At 73.9% G+C, this 20,126-nt stretch carries 18 protein-coding genes and 2 pseudogenes; 8 read left to right on the forward strand and 12 right to left on the reverse strand.

The window, feature by feature from the left end; translation table 11 throughout:
* From AB0G13_RS03725 to AB0G13_RS03745, 5 genes are all read right to left on the reverse strand, one after another.
* Positions 1 to 948: an STM4015 family protein gene (locus AB0G13_RS03725; protein ID WP_357868397.1), complete on the reverse strand. Its 948-nt coding sequence runs from the start codon at positions 946 to 948 to the stop codon at positions 1 to 3.
* Positions 949 to 953: 5 nt separating this feature from the next.
* A complete protein-coding gene (locus AB0G13_RS03730; RefSeq protein WP_357868400.1) occupies positions 954 to 1,826 on the reverse strand; it encodes an STM4015 family protein in 873 nt (290 codons plus the stop codon).
* A 240-nt stretch (positions 1,827 to 2,066) separates the two neighbouring features.
* Positions 2,067 to 2,858, reverse strand: coding sequence for a shikimate dehydrogenase (locus AB0G13_RS03735; RefSeq protein WP_357868403.1), 792 nt, complete (start codon positions 2,856 to 2,858; stop codon positions 2,067 to 2,069).
* Positions 2,859 to 3,123: 265 nt separating this feature from the next.
* The gene (locus tag AB0G13_RS03740; RefSeq protein ID WP_357868405.1) at positions 3,124 to 3,708 is read right to left on the reverse strand and encodes a hemerythrin domain-containing protein; all 585 of its coding nucleotides are present in this window, start codon (positions 3,706 to 3,708) and stop codon (positions 3,124 to 3,126) included.
* The gene (locus tag AB0G13_RS03745) at positions 3,701 to 4,915 is read right to left on the reverse strand and encodes a hypothetical protein (RefSeq protein ID WP_357868408.1); all 1,215 of its coding nucleotides are present in this window, start codon (positions 4,913 to 4,915) and stop codon (positions 3,701 to 3,703) included. Before AB0G13_RS03745 ends, AB0G13_RS03740 begins: the two co-directional genes overlap by 8 nt.
* Before the next feature lie 229 nt (positions 4,916 to 5,144).
* Here AB0G13_RS03745 and AB0G13_RS03750 point away from each other — a divergent pair.
* Positions 5,145 to 5,645 (forward strand): annotated as a pseudogene (locus AB0G13_RS03750) (alpha/beta hydrolase); the annotation flags it as partial.
* On the opposite strand, the pseudogene AB0G13_RS03755 reads toward AB0G13_RS03750, so the two are convergent.
* Both AB0G13_RS03755 and AB0G13_RS03760 read right to left on the reverse strand, forming a co-directional pair.
* A pseudogene (locus AB0G13_RS03755) lies at positions 5,644 to 6,156 on the reverse strand (aldehyde dehydrogenase family protein); the annotation flags it as partial. The pseudogenes AB0G13_RS03750 and AB0G13_RS03755 sit on opposite strands and share 2 nt — an antisense overlap.
* A 48-nt stretch (positions 6,157 to 6,204) precedes the next feature.
* Entirely contained in the window at positions 6,205 to 6,870 is a 666-nt protein-coding gene (locus tag AB0G13_RS03760) for a TetR/AcrR family transcriptional regulator C-terminal domain-containing protein (protein WP_357868411.1), read from the reverse strand.
* An 87-nt stretch (positions 6,871 to 6,957) separates the two neighbouring features.
* On the opposite strand from AB0G13_RS03760, the gene AB0G13_RS03765 reads away from it, so the two are divergent.
* From AB0G13_RS03765 to AB0G13_RS03795, 7 genes are all read left to right on the forward strand, one after another.
* Entirely contained in the window at positions 6,958 to 8,106 is a 1,149-nt protein-coding gene (locus AB0G13_RS03765; protein ID WP_357868413.1) for an acyl-CoA dehydrogenase family protein, read from the forward strand.
* 15 nt (positions 8,107 to 8,121) lie between these two features.
* Positions 8,122 to 8,880, forward strand: coding sequence for a 3-oxoacyl-ACP reductase FabG (gene fabG / locus AB0G13_RS03770; RefSeq protein ID WP_357868415.1), 759 nt, complete (start codon positions 8,122 to 8,124; stop codon positions 8,878 to 8,880).
* Positions 8,881 to 8,911: 31 nt separating this feature from the next.
* Positions 8,912 to 10,084 (forward strand): acyl-CoA dehydrogenase family protein, encoded by a 1,173-nt coding sequence (locus AB0G13_RS03775; protein ID WP_357868418.1) that lies wholly within the window; start codon positions 8,912 to 8,914, stop codon positions 10,082 to 10,084.
* The gene (locus AB0G13_RS03780) at positions 10,081 to 10,548 is read left to right on the forward strand and encodes a MaoC family dehydratase (protein ID WP_357868420.1); all 468 of its coding nucleotides are present in this window, start codon (positions 10,081 to 10,083) and stop codon (positions 10,546 to 10,548) included. The genes AB0G13_RS03775 and AB0G13_RS03780 overlap by 4 nt, the downstream gene beginning before the upstream one ends.
* Positions 10,549 to 10,726: 178 nt before the next feature.
* Complete coding sequence (locus AB0G13_RS03785) at positions 10,727 to 11,536, forward strand: SigB/SigF/SigG family RNA polymerase sigma factor (RefSeq protein WP_357868423.1); 810 nt, start codon at positions 10,727 to 10,729, stop codon at positions 11,534 to 11,536.
* A gap of 356 nt (positions 11,537 to 11,892) precedes the next feature.
* Positions 11,893 to 13,032: a M20/M25/M40 family metallo-hydrolase gene (locus tag AB0G13_RS03790; RefSeq protein WP_357868425.1), complete on the forward strand. Its 1,140-nt coding sequence runs from the start codon at positions 11,893 to 11,895 to the stop codon at positions 13,030 to 13,032.
* Between the two features lie 154 nt (positions 13,033 to 13,186).
* A complete protein-coding gene (locus tag AB0G13_RS03795; RefSeq protein WP_357868523.1) occupies positions 13,187 to 13,801 on the forward strand; it encodes a nitroreductase family protein in 615 nt (204 codons plus the stop codon).
* Between the two features lie 310 nt (positions 13,802 to 14,111).
* Here the strand turns inward: AB0G13_RS03795 and AB0G13_RS03800 are convergent, their stop codons facing one another.
* From AB0G13_RS03800 to AB0G13_RS03820, 5 genes are all read right to left on the reverse strand, one after another.
* The gene (locus AB0G13_RS03800; protein WP_357868428.1) at positions 14,112 to 14,906 is read right to left on the reverse strand and encodes a TIGR03084 family metal-binding protein; all 795 of its coding nucleotides are present in this window, start codon (positions 14,904 to 14,906) and stop codon (positions 14,112 to 14,114) included.
* 98 nt (positions 14,907 to 15,004) lie between these two features.
* Positions 15,005 to 16,684, reverse strand: a complete 1,680-nt coding sequence (locus tag AB0G13_RS03805; protein WP_357868431.1) for a DHA2 family efflux MFS transporter permease subunit — start codon at positions 16,682 to 16,684, stop codon at positions 15,005 to 15,007.
* A complete protein-coding gene (locus AB0G13_RS03810) occupies positions 16,668 to 17,768 on the reverse strand; it encodes a carboxymuconolactone decarboxylase family protein (protein ID WP_357868525.1) in 1,101 nt (366 codons plus the stop codon). Before AB0G13_RS03810 ends, AB0G13_RS03805 begins: the two co-directional genes overlap by 17 nt.
* Before the next feature lie 99 nt (positions 17,769 to 17,867).
* The gene (locus tag AB0G13_RS03815; protein ID WP_357868434.1) at positions 17,868 to 19,502 is read right to left on the reverse strand and encodes a GMC family oxidoreductase; all 1,635 of its coding nucleotides are present in this window, start codon (positions 19,500 to 19,502) and stop codon (positions 17,868 to 17,870) included.
* Positions 19,499 to 20,068: a DUF5987 family protein gene (locus AB0G13_RS03820; protein WP_357868436.1), complete on the reverse strand. Its 570-nt coding sequence runs from the start codon at positions 20,066 to 20,068 to the stop codon at positions 19,499 to 19,501. The genes AB0G13_RS03815 and AB0G13_RS03820 overlap by 4 nt, the downstream gene beginning before the upstream one ends.
* Between the last annotated feature and the right edge of the window lie 58 nt (positions 20,069 to 20,126).

The following is a 20,126-nucleotide window of genomic DNA, read 5'->3' on the forward strand; positions in this document are numbered from 1 at the left end:
TCACTCCGACACCGCCGTGTAGCGGTAGCTCTCGCCGTCGTACTCGTCGGGCTCCTGTGGGTCGGAGACGTCCACCCGGACGCCCGGCAGCGCGGCGACCAGCGACGCGGCCGTCTCCTCCGCCAGGTAGTGGTGGGACAGGTCCAGCTCCGCCAGGTGGGTCAGCGGCTGCCCGGCCAGGAGGGCCGCCGCGCCCTCGTCGCCGAGCGTGCCCATCGACAGGTCCAGCCGTTCCAGCCGGGGCACCACCGGCGCCGACGCCAGCGCCCGGGCGAGGTCGTCGGCGATCTCCGAGTTGCACAGGCCGAGCCGGCGCAGCCCGGGGAACCGCTCCCCGGACAGCAGCGGGGCGAGGTCGGTGACCTGCGCGTCGCCGCCGTAGTCGGAGGTGCCGAGCCACAGCTCCAGGTCGGTCAGCGCGGGCAGGTCGGAGTCGAGCACCGCGCCGACGAACGCCCGGGACAGCCCGCCGCTCTCCACCGCCAGCTCGCGCAGCCGCGCGTGCCGCACCGGGGAGAAGGCGAGGTCCTCGCCGCCGCGTACCCGCAGCACCTCCAGCTGCGGGTACGCCGTCAGCAGCGGGCTGACGTCGCCCACCTTCATCCAGGAGACCTCGCACTCCTCGCCGGTCATGTCGCCGAGGAACAGGGCGCGCAGGGCGGGCAGCCGCGACGCCGCGGCGCAGAGCTGCGCGATCGGGGCGGTGTTGAACGCCGCGTAGCCCCAGGCGCCGACGACCAGGGACTCCACGGAGGGCCCCGCCTGCGCGACGAACCGGTCGAACGCGACCCGGAACTCCTCCGAGAGCTTGTAGCCCGCGGTCTCGTCGAAGTGCCAGAGGGCGAACCGCCACGAGACCGGGCCGTCCACCGTGGGCAGCGGCCCGTCGACGGGGACGTCCACCACCGGGCGGCCGGCGAAGTGTCTTGCGTGGGAACCGAAGGTCACGCCGCTCACTCCCCGACGGCGGTGTAGCGGTAGAGCTTGCCGTCGTATTCGTCGGCGGTCTGCGGGTCTGCCAGGTCGACCTGCACGCCCGGCAGCGCGGCGACCACGGCGGCGGCCGTCTCCTCCGACAGGAAGTGGTGGTGCAGGTCGAGCCGCGTCAGGTGGGTCAGCGGCTGGCCGGCCAGCAGCGCCTTCGCGCCCTCGTCGGTGAGCGTGCCCTTCGACAGGTCGAGCGCCTCCAGCCGGGGCACGATGGGCGCGGTGGCGACGGCCGCCGCCACCGCGTCGGCGATCTCGGCGTTGCACGCCGCGAGGTACCGCAGGGCCGGCAGGCCGGCGCCGGAGAGCACCCCGGCCAGGTCCTCGGCGCTCGCGTCGCCGCCGTAGTCCCTCCTGCCGAGCCAGAGGTCCAGCCGGTGCAGGGCCGGCAGCTCGCACGCGCCGACGGCACGGACCACCTCGGCCTGCAGCCCGCCGGACTCGAACCGCAGCTCCCGCAGCTCGGCGTGGCGGATCGGCTTCAGCCGCAGGCCCTGCGCCCCGCGCACCCACAGCACTCCCAGCGACGGGTACGCCGCGAGCAGCGGCGTGATGTCGCCGTGGGTGAGCCAGGAGATCTCGCACTGCTCGTAGGTCAGGTCGGCGAGGAAGACCGCGCGCAGCCCGGTCCACTCCCCGGCCGCCTCGACCAGCGGCTCGATCGGCAACGGCCGTTCGTAGGCCTCGCCCCACTCGCCGATCACCAGGGCGCGCACCGAATCGGGCGGGACCTGTTCCCGCAGCGCCCGCACGAGACCGATGAACTCCTCGGCCTCCGCGTCGTGGTCCTCGACCTCCAGCCGCCAGGCGACCGTCGAGGGATCGTCGGGAAGTGTCATTCCCGGGGTAAAGGGCACTACCGGTAACCCGACGAACGACGACACCTGCGAGCTGATCACGCCTACCTCCGGTCCGACTGGTGCAGCGGCGGCGCGACGGTAACAGGTCCGCCCGACAGGATGATCAGCGCAGCGGTCGCCGGGTGCCGCGGCCGGCGGCGCCACGGCTGGCGGTGTCCGAGGGCGGCCGGTGGCGCCTGCCACGAGCCGAACGGGTTCCCGGCCCGCACCGGCGGTCGGTCACAGCCCGAAGAACGCGAGGTAGGCGTCGATCTGGTGGGCGAGCATCGGCTCGCCCGGATGCGCCCGCAGGCCCCGGGCACGCGCCTCCGCCAGCAGGACCGTCTCCGCCGGCGTCATGATGATGTCGGCGACCACGGCGTCCGCCGGCAGGTCGACCACCGCGAACGGCGGCGGGTCGTCGGGACGCAGCCCCAGGGGCGTGGCGTTGACCGCGAGGTCGGCGTCGGCCAGTCGCGGTCGCGTCGTCGCGCCGACCCGGCCGGGGTACGCGGCGGACAGCCGCCGCCGCAGCGTCTCCAGCCGGCCCGGGTCGGTGTCGCTGAGCCGCAGCTCCGCCACGCCGGCGTCGAGCAGGGCCACCGCGATCGCGCTGCCCGCCCCGCCCGCGCCCACCACGCACGCCCGGCGGCCCCGAGGGTGGTGCCCGGCCCCGGCCAGCCCGCGGACGAACCCGTCGCCGTCGAAGGTGTCCGCGGTCCACGTCCCGTCGGGCTCGCGCCGCAGCGCGTTGGCGCTGCCGGCGAGGCGGGCGCGGTCGCTGGCCCGGTCGGCGAGGTCCAGCGCGGCGGCCTTGTGCGGCACGGTGACCAGCATTCCGTCCAGGTTGGCCACCCGTTGCAGCCCCCGCACCACCTGGGTGAGGTCGGCCGCCGCCGCGTGGACCGGGACGAGCACCGCGTCGGTGCCCCGCCGGGCCAGCACCGGGTTGAGCAGCCCGGGGGCGCGCACCTGCGCGATCGGGTCGCCGAGCAGCGCGTACACCCGGGTGGCGCCGCCTATCTCGGTCATCAGGCGTCTCCGCGGGGAGCAGGGGTCGTCCGGCGCGGCCGGACCGGGGCGGTGCCGACCCTACGTGACGGGGACGCCCGCCCCGACGCGGGCCGTGGACGCGGTGGCGGGCACGCGGTGCGGTGTGCGCTCGTCGGCGAGCCGCCGGTGCAGGTGGCTGTTCGGTGTCGGCGGGCCGGGGCGTACGGCATCCCGGCGGCCGACGTGCCGCGCCCACCCGACCGGAGTGGGTCGGGTGGGCGCGGCATGCTCGTCTCGCGGGCGTTCAGCCGCTGGACGACGGCTTGCGGATCGCGTCGCGGACGCGGTCGATGACCGCCAGCGCCGGTCCCGCCGCCAGGTTGCCCTTCGCGGACTGGGCGCTCGGGTGCGGTCGCGTGGGCGCGGTCGCCTCCGCCATCCGTACGGCGCCGGCCATCGTGCGGAGCCGGTCGGCGGGCACGTGCTGGCGCAGCAGCGGGAACTCCTGCCGTTCCTCGTAGCGGGCGTGGGTGAGCACCGCGTCGCGCAGCAGGATGATCCCGGTGTCGAAGCCCTCGGCGTCGACACCGCCGGCGATCAGGGTCTTCAGCGTCTCCCTGGCCTGGCGCTCCTCGTCGAGCCGCTCGTCGACCATGGCGTCGCCGCCCCCGCCGGGCAGGGTGCGGGCCAGCGGGTGGACGACCTCATCCTCGGCCGTCTCGTGTGCGGCGAGGAGCTTGACCAGGTCGTCGAAGGCGTCCCGGCGGGTTTCTCCGGTGCTGCCGATGACCAGCAGGAACAGCTCCTCGATCCGTGCGTGCTGGGCCAGCAGCAGGTCGACGACGTCGTCCTCGGGGCCGCGCGTGGCCGGGGCACCGCCGTCAGGCATGGCTGCCTCCCCGCGCGCGCAGCGACTCCACCGGGTGGGGCCCCTCGGTCTCGATGCGGTACTCGTCGCCGAACCGCTCCCGGTGCATGTCGATCACCTGCTCGCTCGGCGGCTTCTGCCCGTCGTGCAGCTGCTGCTGCATCGACTCGAACCGTTCGTGCGCCTCCCGCACGTACCCCTCGCCGATCTTGTTCAGGTCGACCTGGGTGGCGAGCAGGTGGCGCAGGTACTCCTTGTTCGGCTCGAAGGTCAGCGGCTCGGGCAGGCCCGCGTTGCCGACGATCTCCTCCGGCTCCCGGCCGTCGTGGCGACGCAGCAGGTCGGCGGCCTGCTGCAGGTGCGCCAGTTCCATCTGCAGGTGCAGCTCCCACACCGCCTTGATGCGCGGGTCGCTCTCCTGGGTCATGAAGGAGTAGTAGAGCCAGCATTCGTTGTACTCGTGGGTGAGCAGCCGCTCCCACCAGTTCTCGCCCGGGTCGAGCAGCGACTCGTAGTGCGTGACGTGCTCCTGCTCGATGAGGCTGATCTCCTGGTAGAGCTGCCGCGCGATCGGCTCCATGTACTGCGGCCCGACGTTCATGTAATAGAACATGACCTGCTGCTCGGCCGACAGGATGGTCAGCGCGTGCAGCTTGGAGCGGGGGTCGACGGTGTTGCGGTCGTACGGGGTGCGCACCTCGTCGAACGGGTGCCGGTGCTCGACGACGGTGGGCCGGCCGGGCATGACCTCGGTCAGGCCGTCGACGATCTTCTCGGCCTTGCGCCGTTCCACCATCTCGTAGAGGTTGGCGTAGCGGTACAGGTGGTCGAAGTCCTCCAGGACGCCGAACTCGTAGCCCTGCTTCAGGTACGGGTCCGGCTCGTGCCGGGCCACCCACGCGGTCAGGTCGACGGCCACCTGCTCGTAGCCGAGCGTCGTCTCCAGCACGCTCGCCGCGCCGGGCAGCAGCCAGTTCACCACCCGCTGCTGCTGGCTCTCCAGATAGCGCACGTACGCCAACTGCCGGCGGACCTCCTGGTCGGGGCAGTTGCGGGCGAACTGGTGCTGGAAGTTGATCGCCTCGACCTCGATGCCGTTCATCGTGATGATGCGGCAGCGGGTGTACGGGTCGACCGCCTCCGGGTCGATGGGCTCCACGTTGAGTTCGCGCCAGTTGCGGATCTGGCTCTCCAGTGGGATTCCTTTGTGCTCCAACGGGTTGAACACGGCGTCTCCTTACTCGGCCGGGGTATCGACTGCCCTACCCCGACAGTCCGGGTGAAAACGGACTACCCGGGTTTTCCTGGATGGGGACTGGTGATTTCACCGATGCGGGGCCGCCGACGCCGCCCAAGACTGATGCATGTCGATATGACCCGTCCCGTAGGGAGTGCCCGACGTGTCATCACCCGCCACCACTACCGTCCGTCGCCGCCCCGCCGTCCGCGTCGCCGGGCTGGCCGTGGCCGCCGTCCTGGCCGCGGTGGGCGCGCTCGCCGCGCCGCCCGCCGCCGCCCAGGCCGCCGCCAACCCGTACGAGCGCGGTCCCGCCCCGACCGTCGCGTTGCTGGAGGCCAGCCGCGGCCCGTTCGCCACCGCCTCGCAGACCGTCTCCTCGCTCAGCGTCACCGGCTTCGGCGGGGGCGTCATCTACCACCCGACCAGCACCAGCGAGGGTACCTTCGGCGCCGTCGCCATCTCGCCCGGCTACACCGCCGCCTGGTCCAGCCTCAGCTGGCTCGGGCCGCGGATCGCCTCGCACGGCTTCGTGGTGATCGGCATCGAGACCAACTCACGCCTCGACCAGCCGGACAGCCGCGGCCGGCAGTTGCTCGCCGCGCTCGACTACCTGGTGGAGCGCAGCTCGGTGCGCAGCCGCATCGACGCCAGTCGGCTCGCCGTCGCCGGCCACTCGATGGGCGGCGGCGGCAGCCTGGAGGCCGCGATCTCCCGGCCTTGAGCACCACCGTGCAGCCGGCGGCCAGGGCGGGGGCCAGCTTCGCGACGACCTGGTGCAGCGGGTAGTTCCACGGGGTGATGGCGCCGACCACGCCGACCGGTTCCCGGACCACCAGCGAGTTACCGACGGTCTCGTCGGCCGGGGGTCGGGCGGCCAGCTCGACGTAGCTGTGCAGGACGGTCAGCGGCAGTCCGGCCTGGACCCGGGCGGCCACCTTCAGCGGGGTGCCCAGCTCCAGGGCGACGGTGCGGGCGATCTCGTCGGCCCGGGCGGAGAGGGCGGGGTGCAGCCGGTCCAGGCGGGCGGCCCGCTCGGCGGGCACGGCGTCGGCCCAGCCGGGAAAGGCGGCCCGGGCCGCCGCGACGGCGTGGTCGACGTCGGCGACCGTGCCGGCCGGCACGGTCGCGACGACCTCCTCGGTCGCCGGGTTCCGCACCGCGACGGTCTCCCCGGAGCCGGCGGCGACCCACTCTCCGTCGAGGTAGAAGGCGGTCCGTGCGAGACCCATCGTGCCCCTCACGTACGTCGGCCAAAACTAGCAGCGCAAGTTTTGACTTTAGTACGCGTCGGCGGCCGGCGGGAGGGGTGGCAGTGGCCCGATGTGCTGCTCGTAGGTGCGCGACAGCCCGTGGATCAGCGCGTCGAGGCCCAGCGCGAAGGCGCCCTCGTCCACCCGCTGCTGGTGCTCGGCCAGCCGGTGGGCCTGGGTCAGGTGCGGGTACTGCTCCGCGTACAGCCCCGGGTCCTCGACGAAGCCCCGGGCGAACGAGCCCAGCGCCGAGCCGGCCACGAAGTACCGCATGAGCGCGCCGATGTGGGTCGCCCGGGCCGGCGGCCACCCGGCGGCGACCAGTCCGCCGTAGACGGCGTCGGCCATGGCCAGCGCCGCCGGCCGGCGCCCCGGCCCCCGGGCCAGGTACGGCACGATGTTCGGGTGGGCGGCCAGCGCCGCGCGGTAGGAGTGGCCCCACCGGCGCAGCGCCTCGCGCCAGTCGACGCTGCCGAAGAACGACACGTCCACCTGGCCGGTGACGCTGTCGGCCACCGCGTCGAGGATCTCGTCCTTCGTGGCGAAGTGGTTGTAGAGCGACGGCCCGCGCACCCCGAGCTCGGCGGCGAGCCGGCGGGTGGAGAAGCCCTCCAGCCCTTCGGCGTCGATCAGCGCGGCGGCGGTCTCCACGATCCGCTGCCGGCTGAGCAGCGCCTGCCGCGGCCGGGGCATCCGGTCCTCCTTCGCTCGATGTCCGTCGCAGACTCTGCCACAACCGGGTCTGGACGGAATTAAACTTGCACCGCTAGTTTAATGCGCATGGATCTGGAACTTTCCGCCGAGCAGGCGGCGGTCCGCCGGCTCGCCGCGGATTTCGTCGACCGCGAGGTGACGCCGCACGCAGCCAGCTGGGACCGCCGGGAGTCCGTCGACCCCGACATCGTCGGCAAGCTCGGCGACCTCGGCTTCCTGGGGCTCACCATCGGCGAGGACGACGGCGGTTCCGGTGGCGACCACCTCTCCTACTGCCTCGTGCTGGAGGAGCTGGGCCGGGGCGACTCCGCCGTCCGCGGCATCGTCTCGGTCTCCCTCGGGCTGGTCGCCAAGTCCGTCGCCGCCCACGGGACCCCGGCCCAGCGGTCGGAGTGGCTGCCCCGGCTCTGCTCCGGCGCCGCCCTCGGCTGCTTCGCGCTGACCGAGCCGGACAGCGGCTCCGACGCGGCCGCGCTTACCACCCGGGCGGTCCGCGACGGCACCGACTGGCTGATCACGGGCGCGAAGATGTTCATCACCAACGGCACCACGGCCGACGTGGCGCTGGTCTTCGCCCGCACCGGCGGCCCGGGGCACCGGGGCATCAGCGCCTTCCTGGTGCCCACCGACGCGCCGGGCCTGACCCGGCGGGAGATCCACGGCAAGCTGGGCCTGCGCGGGCAGGCCACCGGGGAGCTGCGCTTCGACGGCGTACGGGTGCCGGACTCGGCGCGCCTGGGCGACGAGGGCGCCGGCTTCCGGCTCGCCCTCGCCACCCTGGCCAAGGGCCGGATGTCCGTGGCCGCCGGCTGCGTCGGCATCGCCCAGGGCTGCCTGGACGCGGCCGTCGGCTACGCCGGGCAGCGCACCCAGTTCGGCAAGCCCATCGCCGGCCACCAGCTCGTGCAGCAACTGCTCGCCGCCATCGCCGTCGACACCGACGCCGCGCGGCTGCTGGTGTGGCGGGTGGCCGACCTGATCGACCGGGGCGAGCCGTTCGCCACCGAGGCGTCGATGGCCAAGCTCTTCGCCAGCGAGGCCGCCGTCCGCGCGGCCAACAACGCCGTCCAGGTCTTCGGCGGGTACGGCTACATCGACGAGTACCCGGTCGGCAAGTACCTGCGCGACGCCCGCGTCGCCACCCTCTACGAGGGCACCAGCCAGATCCAGCAGCTGCTCATCGGACGCGCGCTCACCGGCGTCAACGCCTTCTAGAGCCAGGGAGAAGCCGTGACCAGATTCGCCGACCGGGTCGCCGTCGTCACCGGCGCCGCGCAGGGCATCGGCGCCGCCACCGCCCGCCGGCTGGCCGCCGAGGGCGCGGCGGTCGCCGTGGTCGACCTCGACGCGCAGCGCAGCCGGGCCGTCGCCGACGAGATCGCCGCCGCCGGTGGCCGGGCCGTCGGCATCGGCTGCGACGTGACCGACGCCGAAGCGGTCGCCGCCATGACCGCCCAGGTGGTCCAGGCGTACGGCGGGCTGCACGTGCTCGTCAACAACGCCGGGATCACCCGCGACAACCTGCTGTTCAAGATGGCGCTGCCCGAGTGGGAGGCGGTGCTGACCACCAACCTGACGAGCATGTTCCTCTGCTGCCAGGCGGCGCAGGAGCACATGGTGGCGGCCCGCTACGGCCGGATCGTCAACCTCAGCAGCCGCTCCGCGCTGGGCAACCGGGGTCAGGTCAACTACGCGGCGGCCAAGGCCGGCGTGCAGGGCCTGACCGCCACCCTGGCCGTCGAGCTGGGCCCGTTCAACGTCACCGTGAACGCGGTCGCCCCCGGCTACGTGGCCACCGCGATGACCGCGGCCACCGCCGAGCGGGTGGGCAGCAGCCCCGAGGAGCACCAGCGGACGGTCGCCGAGCACACCCCGCTGCGCCGGGTCGCCCAGCCGGCCGAGATCGCCTCGGTGATCGCCTTCCTGGCCAGCGACGACGCCTCGTACGTCAGCGGCCAGACCCTGTACGTCAACGGCGGCGCGCGCTGAGTCGCGTACCGCCGCACCACCCGGAGGGGACATGGACTTCGCGCTCTCGGACACCGAGCGGGCCATCCGCGACACGGCCCGCGACTTCATCGCCAGAGAGGTCATGCCGCTGGAGCAGGAACTGCTCCGGCGCGAACGCGCGCACCGGCCCGGGCTGGAGCCCGACGAGCTGCGCGAGTTGCAGCTCAAGGCGCGGGCGTTCGGCTTCTGGGGGCTGGCCACCCCCGAGGAGTACGGCGGCATGGACCTGCCGGCCGTCGCCCAGTCGCTGATCTGGACCGAGCTCGGCCGCTCGTTCGTGCCGTTCCGGTTCGGCGGCGAGGCCGACAACATCCTGTTCCGGGCCAACGACGAGCAGAAGCGGGAGTTCCTGATCCCGACGATCGAGGGGGAGCGGCGCAGCTGCTTCGCGATCACCGAGCCGGGCGCCGGGTCCGACGCCGCCAACATCAGGCTCAGCGCCCGGCCCGACGGCGGCGACTGGGTGCTCAACGGCGAGAAGACGTTCATCACCGGCGGCAACGAGGCCGACTTCGCCATCGTCATCGCGGTCACCGACCGGGAGAAGGGGGCCCGCAACGGCGGCGCCACGGCCTTCCTGGTGGACCGGGCGATGGGCTGGCGCTCGGAGTTCATCCAGACCATGGGGGAGGGCGGGCCGGCCGCGCTGGTCTTCGACGACGTCCGGGTGCCGCAGCGGAACATCCTCGGCGAGCCCGGCCAGGGTTTCGCCCTCGCGATGGAGTGGATCGGCAAGGGGCGCTACACCATCCCCTCGCACGCGGTCGGCATCGCCGAGCGGGCGCTGCGGATGGCGATCGACCACGCCAACACCCGGCAGACGTTCGGCCGACCGATCGGCGACAACCAGGCGATCCAGTGGATGATCGCCGACTCCGAGACCGAGCTGGAGGCGGCCCGCTGGCTGATCCTGCGGGCGGCCTGGACCGTGGACCGGGGCATGGACCCGCGGCACGCCTCCTCGATGGCGAAGCTCTACGGCGCCGGCATGGTCAACCGGGTGGTCGACCGGGTGCTGCAGATCCACGGCGGCATGGGTTACACCCGGGAACTGCCCGTCGAGCGGTGGTACCGGCAGGTCCGGCTCTACCGCATCTTCGAGGGCACCGACGAGATGCAGCGGCTCATCATCGCGCGGGACCTGCTGCGCGGCTACACCCGACTGGGAGGGCACCTGGCATGAGGATCTTCGACTCCGTCGACGAGCTGGCCGCGGCGGTCGGGGAGACCCTCGGCCCGGGGCCGTGGCAGCGGATCGACCAGGGGCGCGTGGACCTGTTCGCCGACGCCACCGACGACCACCAGTGGATCCACCTCGACCCGGAGCGGGCCGCCACCGGCCCGTACGGCGGCACGATCGCCCACGGTTTCCTGACCCTGTCCCTGCTGCCGGCGCTGGTGGGTCGGCTCTACCGGGTGCAGGGCGTGCGGATGGGGGTCAACTACGGGCTCAACCGGGTGCGGTTCCCCGCGCCGGTGCGGGTCGGCAGGGCGGTCCGGGCCGTCGCGACCATCGCCGAGGTCTCCCCGGTGGACGGCGGCGTGCAGCTGGTCACCGCCGCGACCGTGGAGTGCGACGCCGGCGGCAAGCCGGTCTGCGTCGCCGAGACGGTGAGTCGGCTCTACGTGGGACCGACGGCCTCCTGAGCGACCGGCGGTGCCGGATTCGTGGCGGGGACCACACCGTACGGGCAGCCTTTGGGAGTTTTTGTCGCCTTCATCCATCGGCCGTTCGGTTGATATGGCGGCGGCCGTTGGTCTAGGGTTGTGGCACTGCGGTCGCCGGATCCCGGCGTCGCCGCATCTGCGGGACAGGAAGGGCAGCATGATCACCACGACGACCGCGCCGACCACCACCGACGCCGCCACCACGGTCTCCGGTGACGAGACCCGCGCGAGCGAGCTGACCGCCGCCCTCGCCGCCCTGCCAGAGGGGCACCCCGACCGGCCGGCGCTGCGCGCACGGGTGATCGAGGCGTGGCTGCCGCTGGCCCACCACCTCGCCTTCCGCTACAGCGGGCGCGGCGAGCCCAACGGGGACCTGGCCCAGACCGCGGCCCTCGGGCTGATCAAGGCCGTGGACCGGTTCGACGCCTCCCGTGGCGTCGACTTCGCCGGTTTCGCCATCCCGACGATCCTCGGTGAGATCAAGCGCCACTTCCGCGACCGCACCTGGAACATCCGGGTGCCGCGCCGCCTGCAGGAGCTGCGGCTGCGCATCTCCGAGGCCAACGGCACCCTCACCCAGACGCTCAACCGGGCGCCGACGGTCGCCGACATCGCCACCCACCTCGGCATCACCGAGGAGGAGGTGCTGGAGGGGCTCGAAGGCGCCCGCGCCTACAACGCCGTCTCCCTCTCCACCCCCATCGGCGACGGCGAAAGCGCCACCGAGCTCGGCGACACCCTGGGCGCCGAGGACGGCGAGTTCGAGCTGGCCGAGCTGCGCGTCGCCCTCGGCCCGGCGCTCGCCACCCTCGACGAGCGCGAGCAGAAGATCCTCACCCTCCGCTTCTACGGCAACCTCACCCAGAGCGAGATCGCCGCCCGCGTCGGGGTCTCCCAGATGCACGTCTCCCGCCTGCTCACCCGCGCGCTGGGCAAGCTGCGCGGCCAGCTCGAGGGCAGCCACTGACGAATTCCCGTGACCCGGCGGCCACCGGCCGCCGGGCGCCTCGGGGTGCTGTCCATGTCCGCCCCGCCTTCTACGGCGGGGCGGACATCGCCGTCTGCAGTGTCGTGGCCCCGTCTGGCGGGTTTCTTCCCGGCCTGCACCGCCGGGCCGACCCCGGGTGCGCCGCCCGCCGGGCCGGGCCGTGGTGCGTGGCCGGCCCGCCCCGCGGTCTTCCAGGATGCCGTGTTACGGGCCGTACCACCGTTGCCGTGCGGTGTCGGGCGTCGTGGCGTTGCTCGGCGGGGCGGCGGTGCCACCATCGAAGAGTGGTGGATATCGATTTGTTTCGGCGTGGGGCGCGGGCCCGGGCAGCGGTGATGACGGCGCGTTTGCGCCGGTTGGTGACCTGCGAGTCGCCGCCGGAACCGGGTCCGGAACTCACCGCCTGCGCCGAGCTGCTCCAGGCGTGGGGCGACGCCGCGCTGGGCCGGCGGGGGCGTCGGGTGGTCCTCGACGGACTGCCGCACCTGCTCTGGGCGGCCCCCGACCAGCGCGTGCTGCTGCTCGGGCACTACGACACGGTCTGGCCGGCGGGCACCATCCGGGAATGGCCCTTCACGATCACCGGAAGCACCGCCACGGGGCCCGGGGTCTGCGACATGAAGGCCGGGATCGTCCAGATGCTCACCGCGCTGGAACTGCTGCCGGACACCTCGCGGGTGGGGTTGCTGCTCACCTGCGACGAGGAAAGCGGATCCGGCACCTCCCGACCGCTCATCGAGGAGCAGGCGCGCCGCTCCGGGGCGGTGCTGGTCGGCGAGCCGAGCACCGAGGGCGGCGATCTGAAGGTCGCCCGCAAGGGCGGCTCCGTCTACCGGATCGCGGTGCGGGGCCGGGCGGCACACGCCGGCGTCGAGCCGCACCGGGGCGTCAACGCCGGGGTGGAGCTCGCGCACCACGTCCTCGCGGTGCAGTCCTTCGCCGCGGGGGAGACGAGTGTGACCCCGACGGTCCTCTCCGCCGGCACGATGACGAATGTCGTCCCCGAGTCCGCGGTCCTCTGCGTCGACGTGCGGGCCTGGACCCGCGAGGAGCTGCACCGGGTGGACCGACTCGTCCGCGAGCTGACCCCCCGGCTGCCCGACGCGCGGCTGACCGTCGGCGGCGGGATCAACCGGTACCCGCTGCCGGCCTCCGTGTCGGCACCGCTGTTGCGCATCGCGCAGTCGGTGGGGGCGGAGCTCGGGCTGCCTGCCGTGCGCGGCGTCGCCGCCCCGGGCGCCTCCGACGCCAACTTCACCGGCGCGCTCGGCGTGCCCACCCTGGACGGGCTGGGCGGGGTGGGGGGCCTGCCGCACGCCCGCGGCGAGTACGTGGACGTCGCGAGGATGCCGGAGCGCACCGCGCTGCTGGCCGCCCTGGTGGCCCGGCTTCTCGCCGCGCCCGGCCCGGACCAGGCAGCCGAGGGACCGCTCGGCGCCGTACCCGCCGCCCAGGGCTCGCCGGCGGACGGGTGAGCCGCCCCGCTCGCGTGGCGTCCGCCGCTCGGCGGTCGAAGTCCGCACGGTTTCGTAAACGCGCCCCGCGCCGCTGGGCGATGCTGGATCCGTCGATCGCCCCGGGGAGGCGCTCATGGCCCGCACGACCGGTGACCTCGCACCCGACTCGCCGATGGCGGCGGGGGACATGGTGCGCCGCGCGCGTACCTTCGCCGACCGGATGGCCGCCAGACGTTCCATCCGACACTTCTCGCCCCAGCCGGTGCCGATGGAGGTGATCGAGGAGGCGATCCGCGCGGCGGCGACCGCGCCGAGCGGCGCCAACCTGCAACCGTGGCGGTTCGTCGTGGTCACCGACGCCGCCCGGAAGCGCCGGCTGCGGGAGGCCGCAGAGGCCGAGGAACGTGAGTTCTACGCCCGGCGCGCGTCGGCGCAGTGGCTGGAGGCGATCGCCCCGATCGGTACGGACTGGCACAAGCCCTTCCTGGAGGTGGCGCCGGTCGTGATCGTGGTGTTCGAGGTGCACCAGGGCCCGCGGTCCCCGAAGCCCTACTACGTCAAGGAATCCGTGGGCATCGCGGTCGGCGTGCTGATCACCGCGCTGCACCACGCCGGCCTGGCCACCCTGACCCACACGCCGAGCCCGATGCGCTTCCTCAACGAGGTGTGCGAACGGCCCCCCGAGGAGCGCCCGTACCTGGTCATGCCGGTCGGCTACCCGGCGCCGGACGCGACGGTGCCGGACCTGGTGCGTAAGCCGCTGCCGGAGGTTCTGATCCGGCGGTGACGGTCCGTCCGCGGCTGCCGGTCGTGCCCGGCCTCGCCCAGAAATGGCGCAGCTCCGTGCATTCGATGGGTCGCCGGCCGCCGGGACACGTGGATCAGGGTCCGGCGACGCGCAGCTGGTCCGGAGCGGGGCAACCGGATGCTGGTACGACCGCCGCCGCGCGGAGGTCGTCGGCTGAACACCGGCGGCGCCCCGCCCCCATGTCGAAGGGGCCGTCCGACGGACGGCCCCTTCGACATGGGGCAACCGCTGGCGGAGCCCGCCGGGGCGCGGGATCCCTGTCGGCTACGCGCAGGTCGCCCCGCGGACGTCAGGAGTCGGCGAACTGCCCGGGAGCCCGGCCGGGACCGGCCGGCCCTCGGTACGCCTGGGCGATGTTCAGCCAGCGCTCGGCCTCGGCGCCCACCGCCTTCACCGACAGGTCGTCGCGGTGCCGTCGTCGGGTGACCAGCAGACAGAAGTCGGCGGCGGGACCGGTGACGACCTGCTCGGAGTCGGACGGCCCGAACTGCCAGACGGCCCCGGACGGCGCGGTGATCTCGAAGCGCAGGGCGACGTCCGGAGTGCTCAGACCGCGCGCCTGGTAGCCGAAGTCCCACGTGCGCACGGCGAACTCGACGAGGGGGCGCAGCCGGTCGGTGCGCTCGCGGCGTACGCCGAGGGCGTCGGCGATGTCCTGGCCGTGGCCGAACAGCTCCATCATCCCTGCCGCGGCGAGCACCGCCGCCGGGAGCGGCCGGACGAGCCAGGGCACCAGCTGCTCGGACGGGACGGCGGCAAGCGCCTTCTCCGCGGCGGCCCGCTCCGTACGCCACCGGCCCATCAGCACGGCAGGCGCCTCGGCCAGATAGGGCGCCATCGCCGCGTCCACGTTCGCGTCGAAGTCGTCGCTCAGGCGCGACGTCATGGCCCGGAACTTGTCCGGGGCGGCGGCGGCCAGTCCGGCCATCCGGAAGGTCGCGGTCAGGTGGGCGACCTGGTGCGCGACCGTCCAGCCCTCGGCCGGGGTGGCCGTCCGCCACCCCGCGTCGTCCAGGTCGGCGAGCATGCGGTCGACATCGTCGCCCTCGGCCTCCAGGGCGGCGAACACATCCTGTTCTGTCACGCGCTCATCCTCTCGCTACGGGTGTCGAGTGCACGTCGCCGGCGCTGCGCGCCCGATGGTCGACGGGGGAAGCCGGCAGCCGCGTCGGCGCCGCCGCCTCAATCATCGACAGGTGGTGGGGCGGGCGTCTTCTCCCGCTGTGCCGAGGGCGGCGTTCCTGCCGGCGGGTGCGCGCGCAACCGCAACGCGAACAGGCTGCCGAGCAGCAGCACGCCCCCCACCACGGCCAGTGCCGGCCGGACGGCGGGCAGGAACGCGGCGGCGAAGGCGTCCGCGGCCAGCGCCGAGTACCGGTCGGCCGACTCCGGCGGTGTTCCCGCCGGCACGACGAATCCGCCGGCCTGGCCGGCACCCAGCCTGATGCCCTCCCCGGCGGCGCCGAAGCCGTCCAGGAAGGCCGCCCGGGCTTCGGGGGGCAGCGTCGCTGCCCGGGCGCGGGCCGCCTCCGGCAGGGTGTCGGCGAGCCGGTGTTGCAGCACGGCCCCGACGACCGCCGCGCCGAGCGCGCCGCCGACCTGGCGTGCGGTGTTGAGCACCCCCGCGGCGGCGCCAGCCAACCGGGCGGGCACCTCGCGCATGGCCTCGGTGGTGGTCGGCGCGATGGACGCCCCCATGCCGATGCCGACGGCGATCAGCGGTAGTACGAACGTGCCGACGGTGGAGCGCGGCGTGACCAGCACCGCCATGCCCAGCACGCCGAGCGCGTACACGGTGAGCCCGCCCGCGAGCAGGCGTCGGCCGCCGAGCCGGTCGGTGAGCCGACCGGCGACCGGTGCGACGGCGCTGAGCACCAGCGTCCAGGGCAGCGCGGCGAGGCCCGACTCCAGCGGGCTCATGCCGAGCAGCGACTGCGTCTCGATCACGAAGACCAGGAGGAAGCCGTACAGACCGAATGAGCTCACGAGCGTGATCAGGGTGGCCGGGGCGAAGTTGCCCAGGCGGAACAGGCCGGGCGGGACGAGCGGCTCCCGCTGCCGGCGCTCGCGCAGGGCGAACACGAGCGCGCACACCGCCGAGGCGGCCAGGATCGTCGGAATGCCGACGGGCCCCCGCACCGTGCCCCAGTCGTGGCGTTCGCCCTCGATGAGGGCGTACATGAGGCCCACCAGCGCGGCGGTGGCCAGGAGCACGCCGGGCACGTCGAGGTGGCGCGGCCGGCGGGTGCGCAGGTCGGGAACCAGCCACCAGGCCAGGGCGACACCCGCCGCGCTGAGCGGCACGTTGAGGTAGAAGATCCACTCCCAGCCGAGCCGGGTGATCACGAGGCCGCCGAGGGTGGGCCCGCTGACGGCGGCCACGCCCGCGACGGCGGTGAAGATCCCGAAGGCGGCGCCCCGCCGCGCGGCCGGGAAGATGCCGGAGATGAGGACCAGCGCCTGCGGCAGCAGCGCCGCGGCGCCCACGCCCTGCACCACCCGCGCGCCGATGAGCTGCCCCGGGGACTGGGCCGCCCCGCAGAGCACCGAGGCCACCGCGAACACCGCCATGCCGGCCATGAAGACGGTACGCGGACCGAACAGGTCGCCGAGGCGCCCGGCGACGATCAGCAGGGACGCCAGCGCCAGCAGGTAGCCGTTCAGCACCCACAGCATGCTGTCGATCCCGGTGTCCAGGGACCGCATCATGTCCGGCACGGCGGTGTTGACGATGCTCGTGTCGAGCAGGATGAGGAAGTTTCCGAGGCACAGCACCAGCAGTGCCGCCCACGGGTTGCCGGGCCCCGCCCGCGGCGTCGTCGCCGGGTCGGCGGTCCGCCCCGGATCACGCCTCGCCCGCACGCGAGGCCTCCTCCCCGACGGCGAGGTCGGCACCGGGCACGCCGGCCGGGGGCGGCCCGAGACCGTCCCCGTACAGCCGAGCCCCGATCCGGCGGGCCGCGGCCAGGCTCGCCCAGGCGGTGACCGCGACCAGCGCGGCGTCGTCGGCGCCGCCGGCGCGGCAGGCGGCGATGTCGGCGTCGGCGACCCGGTACGGCGCGAGCGCGGTCAGCAGCGCCAGCCGGGCGGCGGGTCGCTCGGCCGGCGACAGCTCGGCGACCACGGCGTCGAACCACCGTCCGGCGCCCGGCTGCGGGGGCGGCGGGTCGGCAAGGCAGGCCAGGATCCGCTGCCGGACGTGCTCGGGCAGGGCCGCCTCGCCGCGACGGCGGATCGCCTGACCGGCGCGGGCGAAAGCGGCGGCCACGTGCGGCTGCCCGACGGCCCAGACCAGGTCGGCCTCCGGTGGCGCGGGTGGCAGCAGCTCCAGGGAACGACCGGGTGGCCGGTCGGCGCGGGCCAGTGCCCCCATGATGCGGGCGGCCGTACGCCGGACCCCGGCGCGCACCCGGGCCGGCGTGGGCGGCAACGGGGAGTCCTGGAGGAAGACGCTCACCATCCGGTTGAGGTAGTGGAAGGCCACCACCACGCCGATCAGCTCCGGTCCGTGCTCGGGCGGGAAGGGCGGGGGACGGCGGCGCGCCGGGCTGTCGGCCCCGCTGTGCCGGGCCCACTCGGTCAGGGCCCGCAGCCGCGGGTCGCCGATCCCGCCGGCCCCGGCCCCGGCCGCCAGCCAACCGCCCGCGTCGCCCAGCAGCCCGGCCGCCGTCGCGCCGTGCACCTCCACGCAGTACGGGCACCGGTTGCTCTCGGAGACGGCGGTCGCGACCAGCTCCTTCGCGTTGCGGCCGACCAGCCCTCCGGCGAGCAGCGTCTCGCGCAGCATGAGCCAGCACGCGCGCAGCACGTCGGGTGCGGGGGAGTGCAGCAGCACCGGGGGCGCGAAAACCCCGAAGTCGTCGACCATCTGCCGGTAGACCCGCGCGACGGGCCCGTCGGCGGCATCCGGGGCGACCGGCGTCACGTGCCGGACGTGGGTCAGCATGGTGCGGCTCGTCACCCGAGCCAGTCGCCTGCCCATCGGTCTCCTTCCTGGTCGGGCGGCCGGGGCCGGGGGCGGGCGCGCCCCCGGCCCGTCGTGGTCCTAGCTGGGCACGACCTGGGGCACGGCGGTGACCGTCCCGTCGGGCAGTGAGCCGTGGTAGCTGACCGACACGCCGCGCTCCTGCGCCGCGCGGACGATGCCGGGCACGGCGCGTTCGGCGAGCGCGGCGATGGTGAGGGCCGGATTGACGGTGAGCGCGCCCGGCACCGCGGAGCCGTCGGTGACGAAGATGCCGGGGTGCTGCCGCAGCTCGTGCCGGTCGTCGAGAGCGGACGTCGCCGGGTCGTCGCCGATCCGGCAGGACGACAGCGGGTGCACCGTGTACGCGCCGACCACGTCGTTGGTCCACGGCATCACCCGGGCCAGCCCGTCGCGCTCCAGGATGTCCCGGGCGTCCGCGTCGGCGGCGGCCCAGCCCCGCAGCGTGTTGGCGGTGGGCCGGTAGCGCAACGGGCCCCGGCCGAGCATCTGCTGGGAGATGCGGTCGGCGTTGCCGGTCGCCGGCGGCGGCCCGAAGACGCCCTCGTTGTCGTCCTCCGACATCGTGAACAGGGTCAGCCACGACTGCCAGCGGCGCAGCATCTCCTTCTTCTCCAGGCCGAACCAGCTCGGGCCCTGCGCGTCGGGCACCTGGGCGAGGATCGTGCCCAGCCCCAGCGGGAAGAAGAGCTGCTCCAGCGAGTACCGCTCGTACTCGGGCAGGTCCGGGTCGAGGCGGTCCCAGGTCGCCACCGTCGGCCCGCGGCCGATCTGGTTGGCGTCGTATCCCTTCCCGTCGGGCCGGCTGAGGCCGAGCACCTCCCGGACCCGGTCGTCGTCGAAGACGGCCGTGTTGAGCCGCTCCCCGTTGCCGGAGAAGTACCGGCCGACGGCGGGGGGCATCGTGCCCAGGGTGGGCTCCGAGCGTTGCAGGATCACCGGGGTGGCCCCGGCCCCGGCCGCCACGATGACGATCTTGGCGTCGATCGTCCCGCTGTCGTGCAGGATCCGGTAGTCCTCCGCGTCGACGACGCGGTAGTGCACCCGGTATCCGCCGTCGTCGGTACGGGAGAGGTGCTGCACCTCGTGCAGCGGCCGGATCTCGGCGCCGTGCGCCAGGGCCGCCGGCAGGTAGTTCAGCAGCAGGGAGCGCTTGGCGTCGAAGCGGCAGCCGGCCATCATCCAGTTGCAGTTGGTGCACTTGTCGACGTCCACGGCCGACGGCACCGGGTTGGCCGTGCGCCCGGCGTGCGCGCAGGCCGCCGCGAAGAGGCCGCCGGCGTACGGCACCTTGTCCCAGCTCTGCATCGTCACCGGCAGCGACTCGCAGACCCGGTCGTACCAGGGGTCGAGCGTGGCGCGGGTGATGGCCGCCGGCCACATCCGCCGGCCGATGCTGCCCTGCCGCTCGAAGACGAACTGCGGCGCGCGCGGCATCGTGGCGAAGTAGACGACGCTGCCGCCGCCGACGCAGTTGCCGCCCAGCACGCTCATCCCGTCGCCGACGGTGAAGTCGAAGATCCGGGTGTACGACGAGCCGAGCTTGAAGTCGTGGTCGAACTCCTCGCTGGACAGCCACGGTCCACGCTCCAGGACCACCACGCGCGCCCCGCCGGCAGCCAGGTGGTAGGCCGGGATCGCGCCGCCGAAGCCGCTGCCGATCACCACGACGTCGGTGCTTGCGCTACTGGTCATGCCGGACTCCCTGTGGGGGTGGTGTGCGGGTGCAGTCGCGACAGCGGGCGTCCGTACGAGTACTCGGGGAAGCGCCACAGCCCGTCGGCGTCGGGCTTGGTGATGCCGATCGCCAGCAGCCCGGGGTGCCCGGCGGCGAGGGCGTCGACGGTGTTCATGTGCGCGGCGCTGTCGTAGGCCATGTTGCTGAACAGGGCGAGCCCCACCCACATCTCCTTCTCCGGGTTGTCCGGAGCGAGCAGGTGGCGCAGCAGCGCGGTGCGGTGGTCGAACGCGAGCGCGACGAAGGGCGGCACCGCCGGGTCGAGGGTCAGGCCGTTCGCCTCGGCGTACCCGGTGGCGTGCGCGTTGAGGGCCTCGGTGAGCGTGCCCAGCATCATCGACAACCCGCCGGCCGGGTCCTCCATCAGGGCCAGCGCCCCCGACTCGACGGCGCCGCCGTCGGTCGAGACGCCGGCGATCGCCCGGTCGTCGGCCGAGCGCTTCACCCCCGGGATGATGGTGTCGGCGAACGCTTCCAGCGTCAGCACACGCGCCTGCTGTTCCTCGGGTGTTTCCGGTTGCACGGCGCTACCTCCTTCTGGGGCGGGCGCGTCGGTCTCTAGTCCCGCCGATTCGTTTTCG

It is taken from the genome of Micromonospora sp. NPDC023633 (genome assembly GCF_040640035.1).
Classification (GTDB): Bacteria; Actinomycetota; Actinomycetes; order Mycobacteriales; family Micromonosporaceae; genus Micromonospora.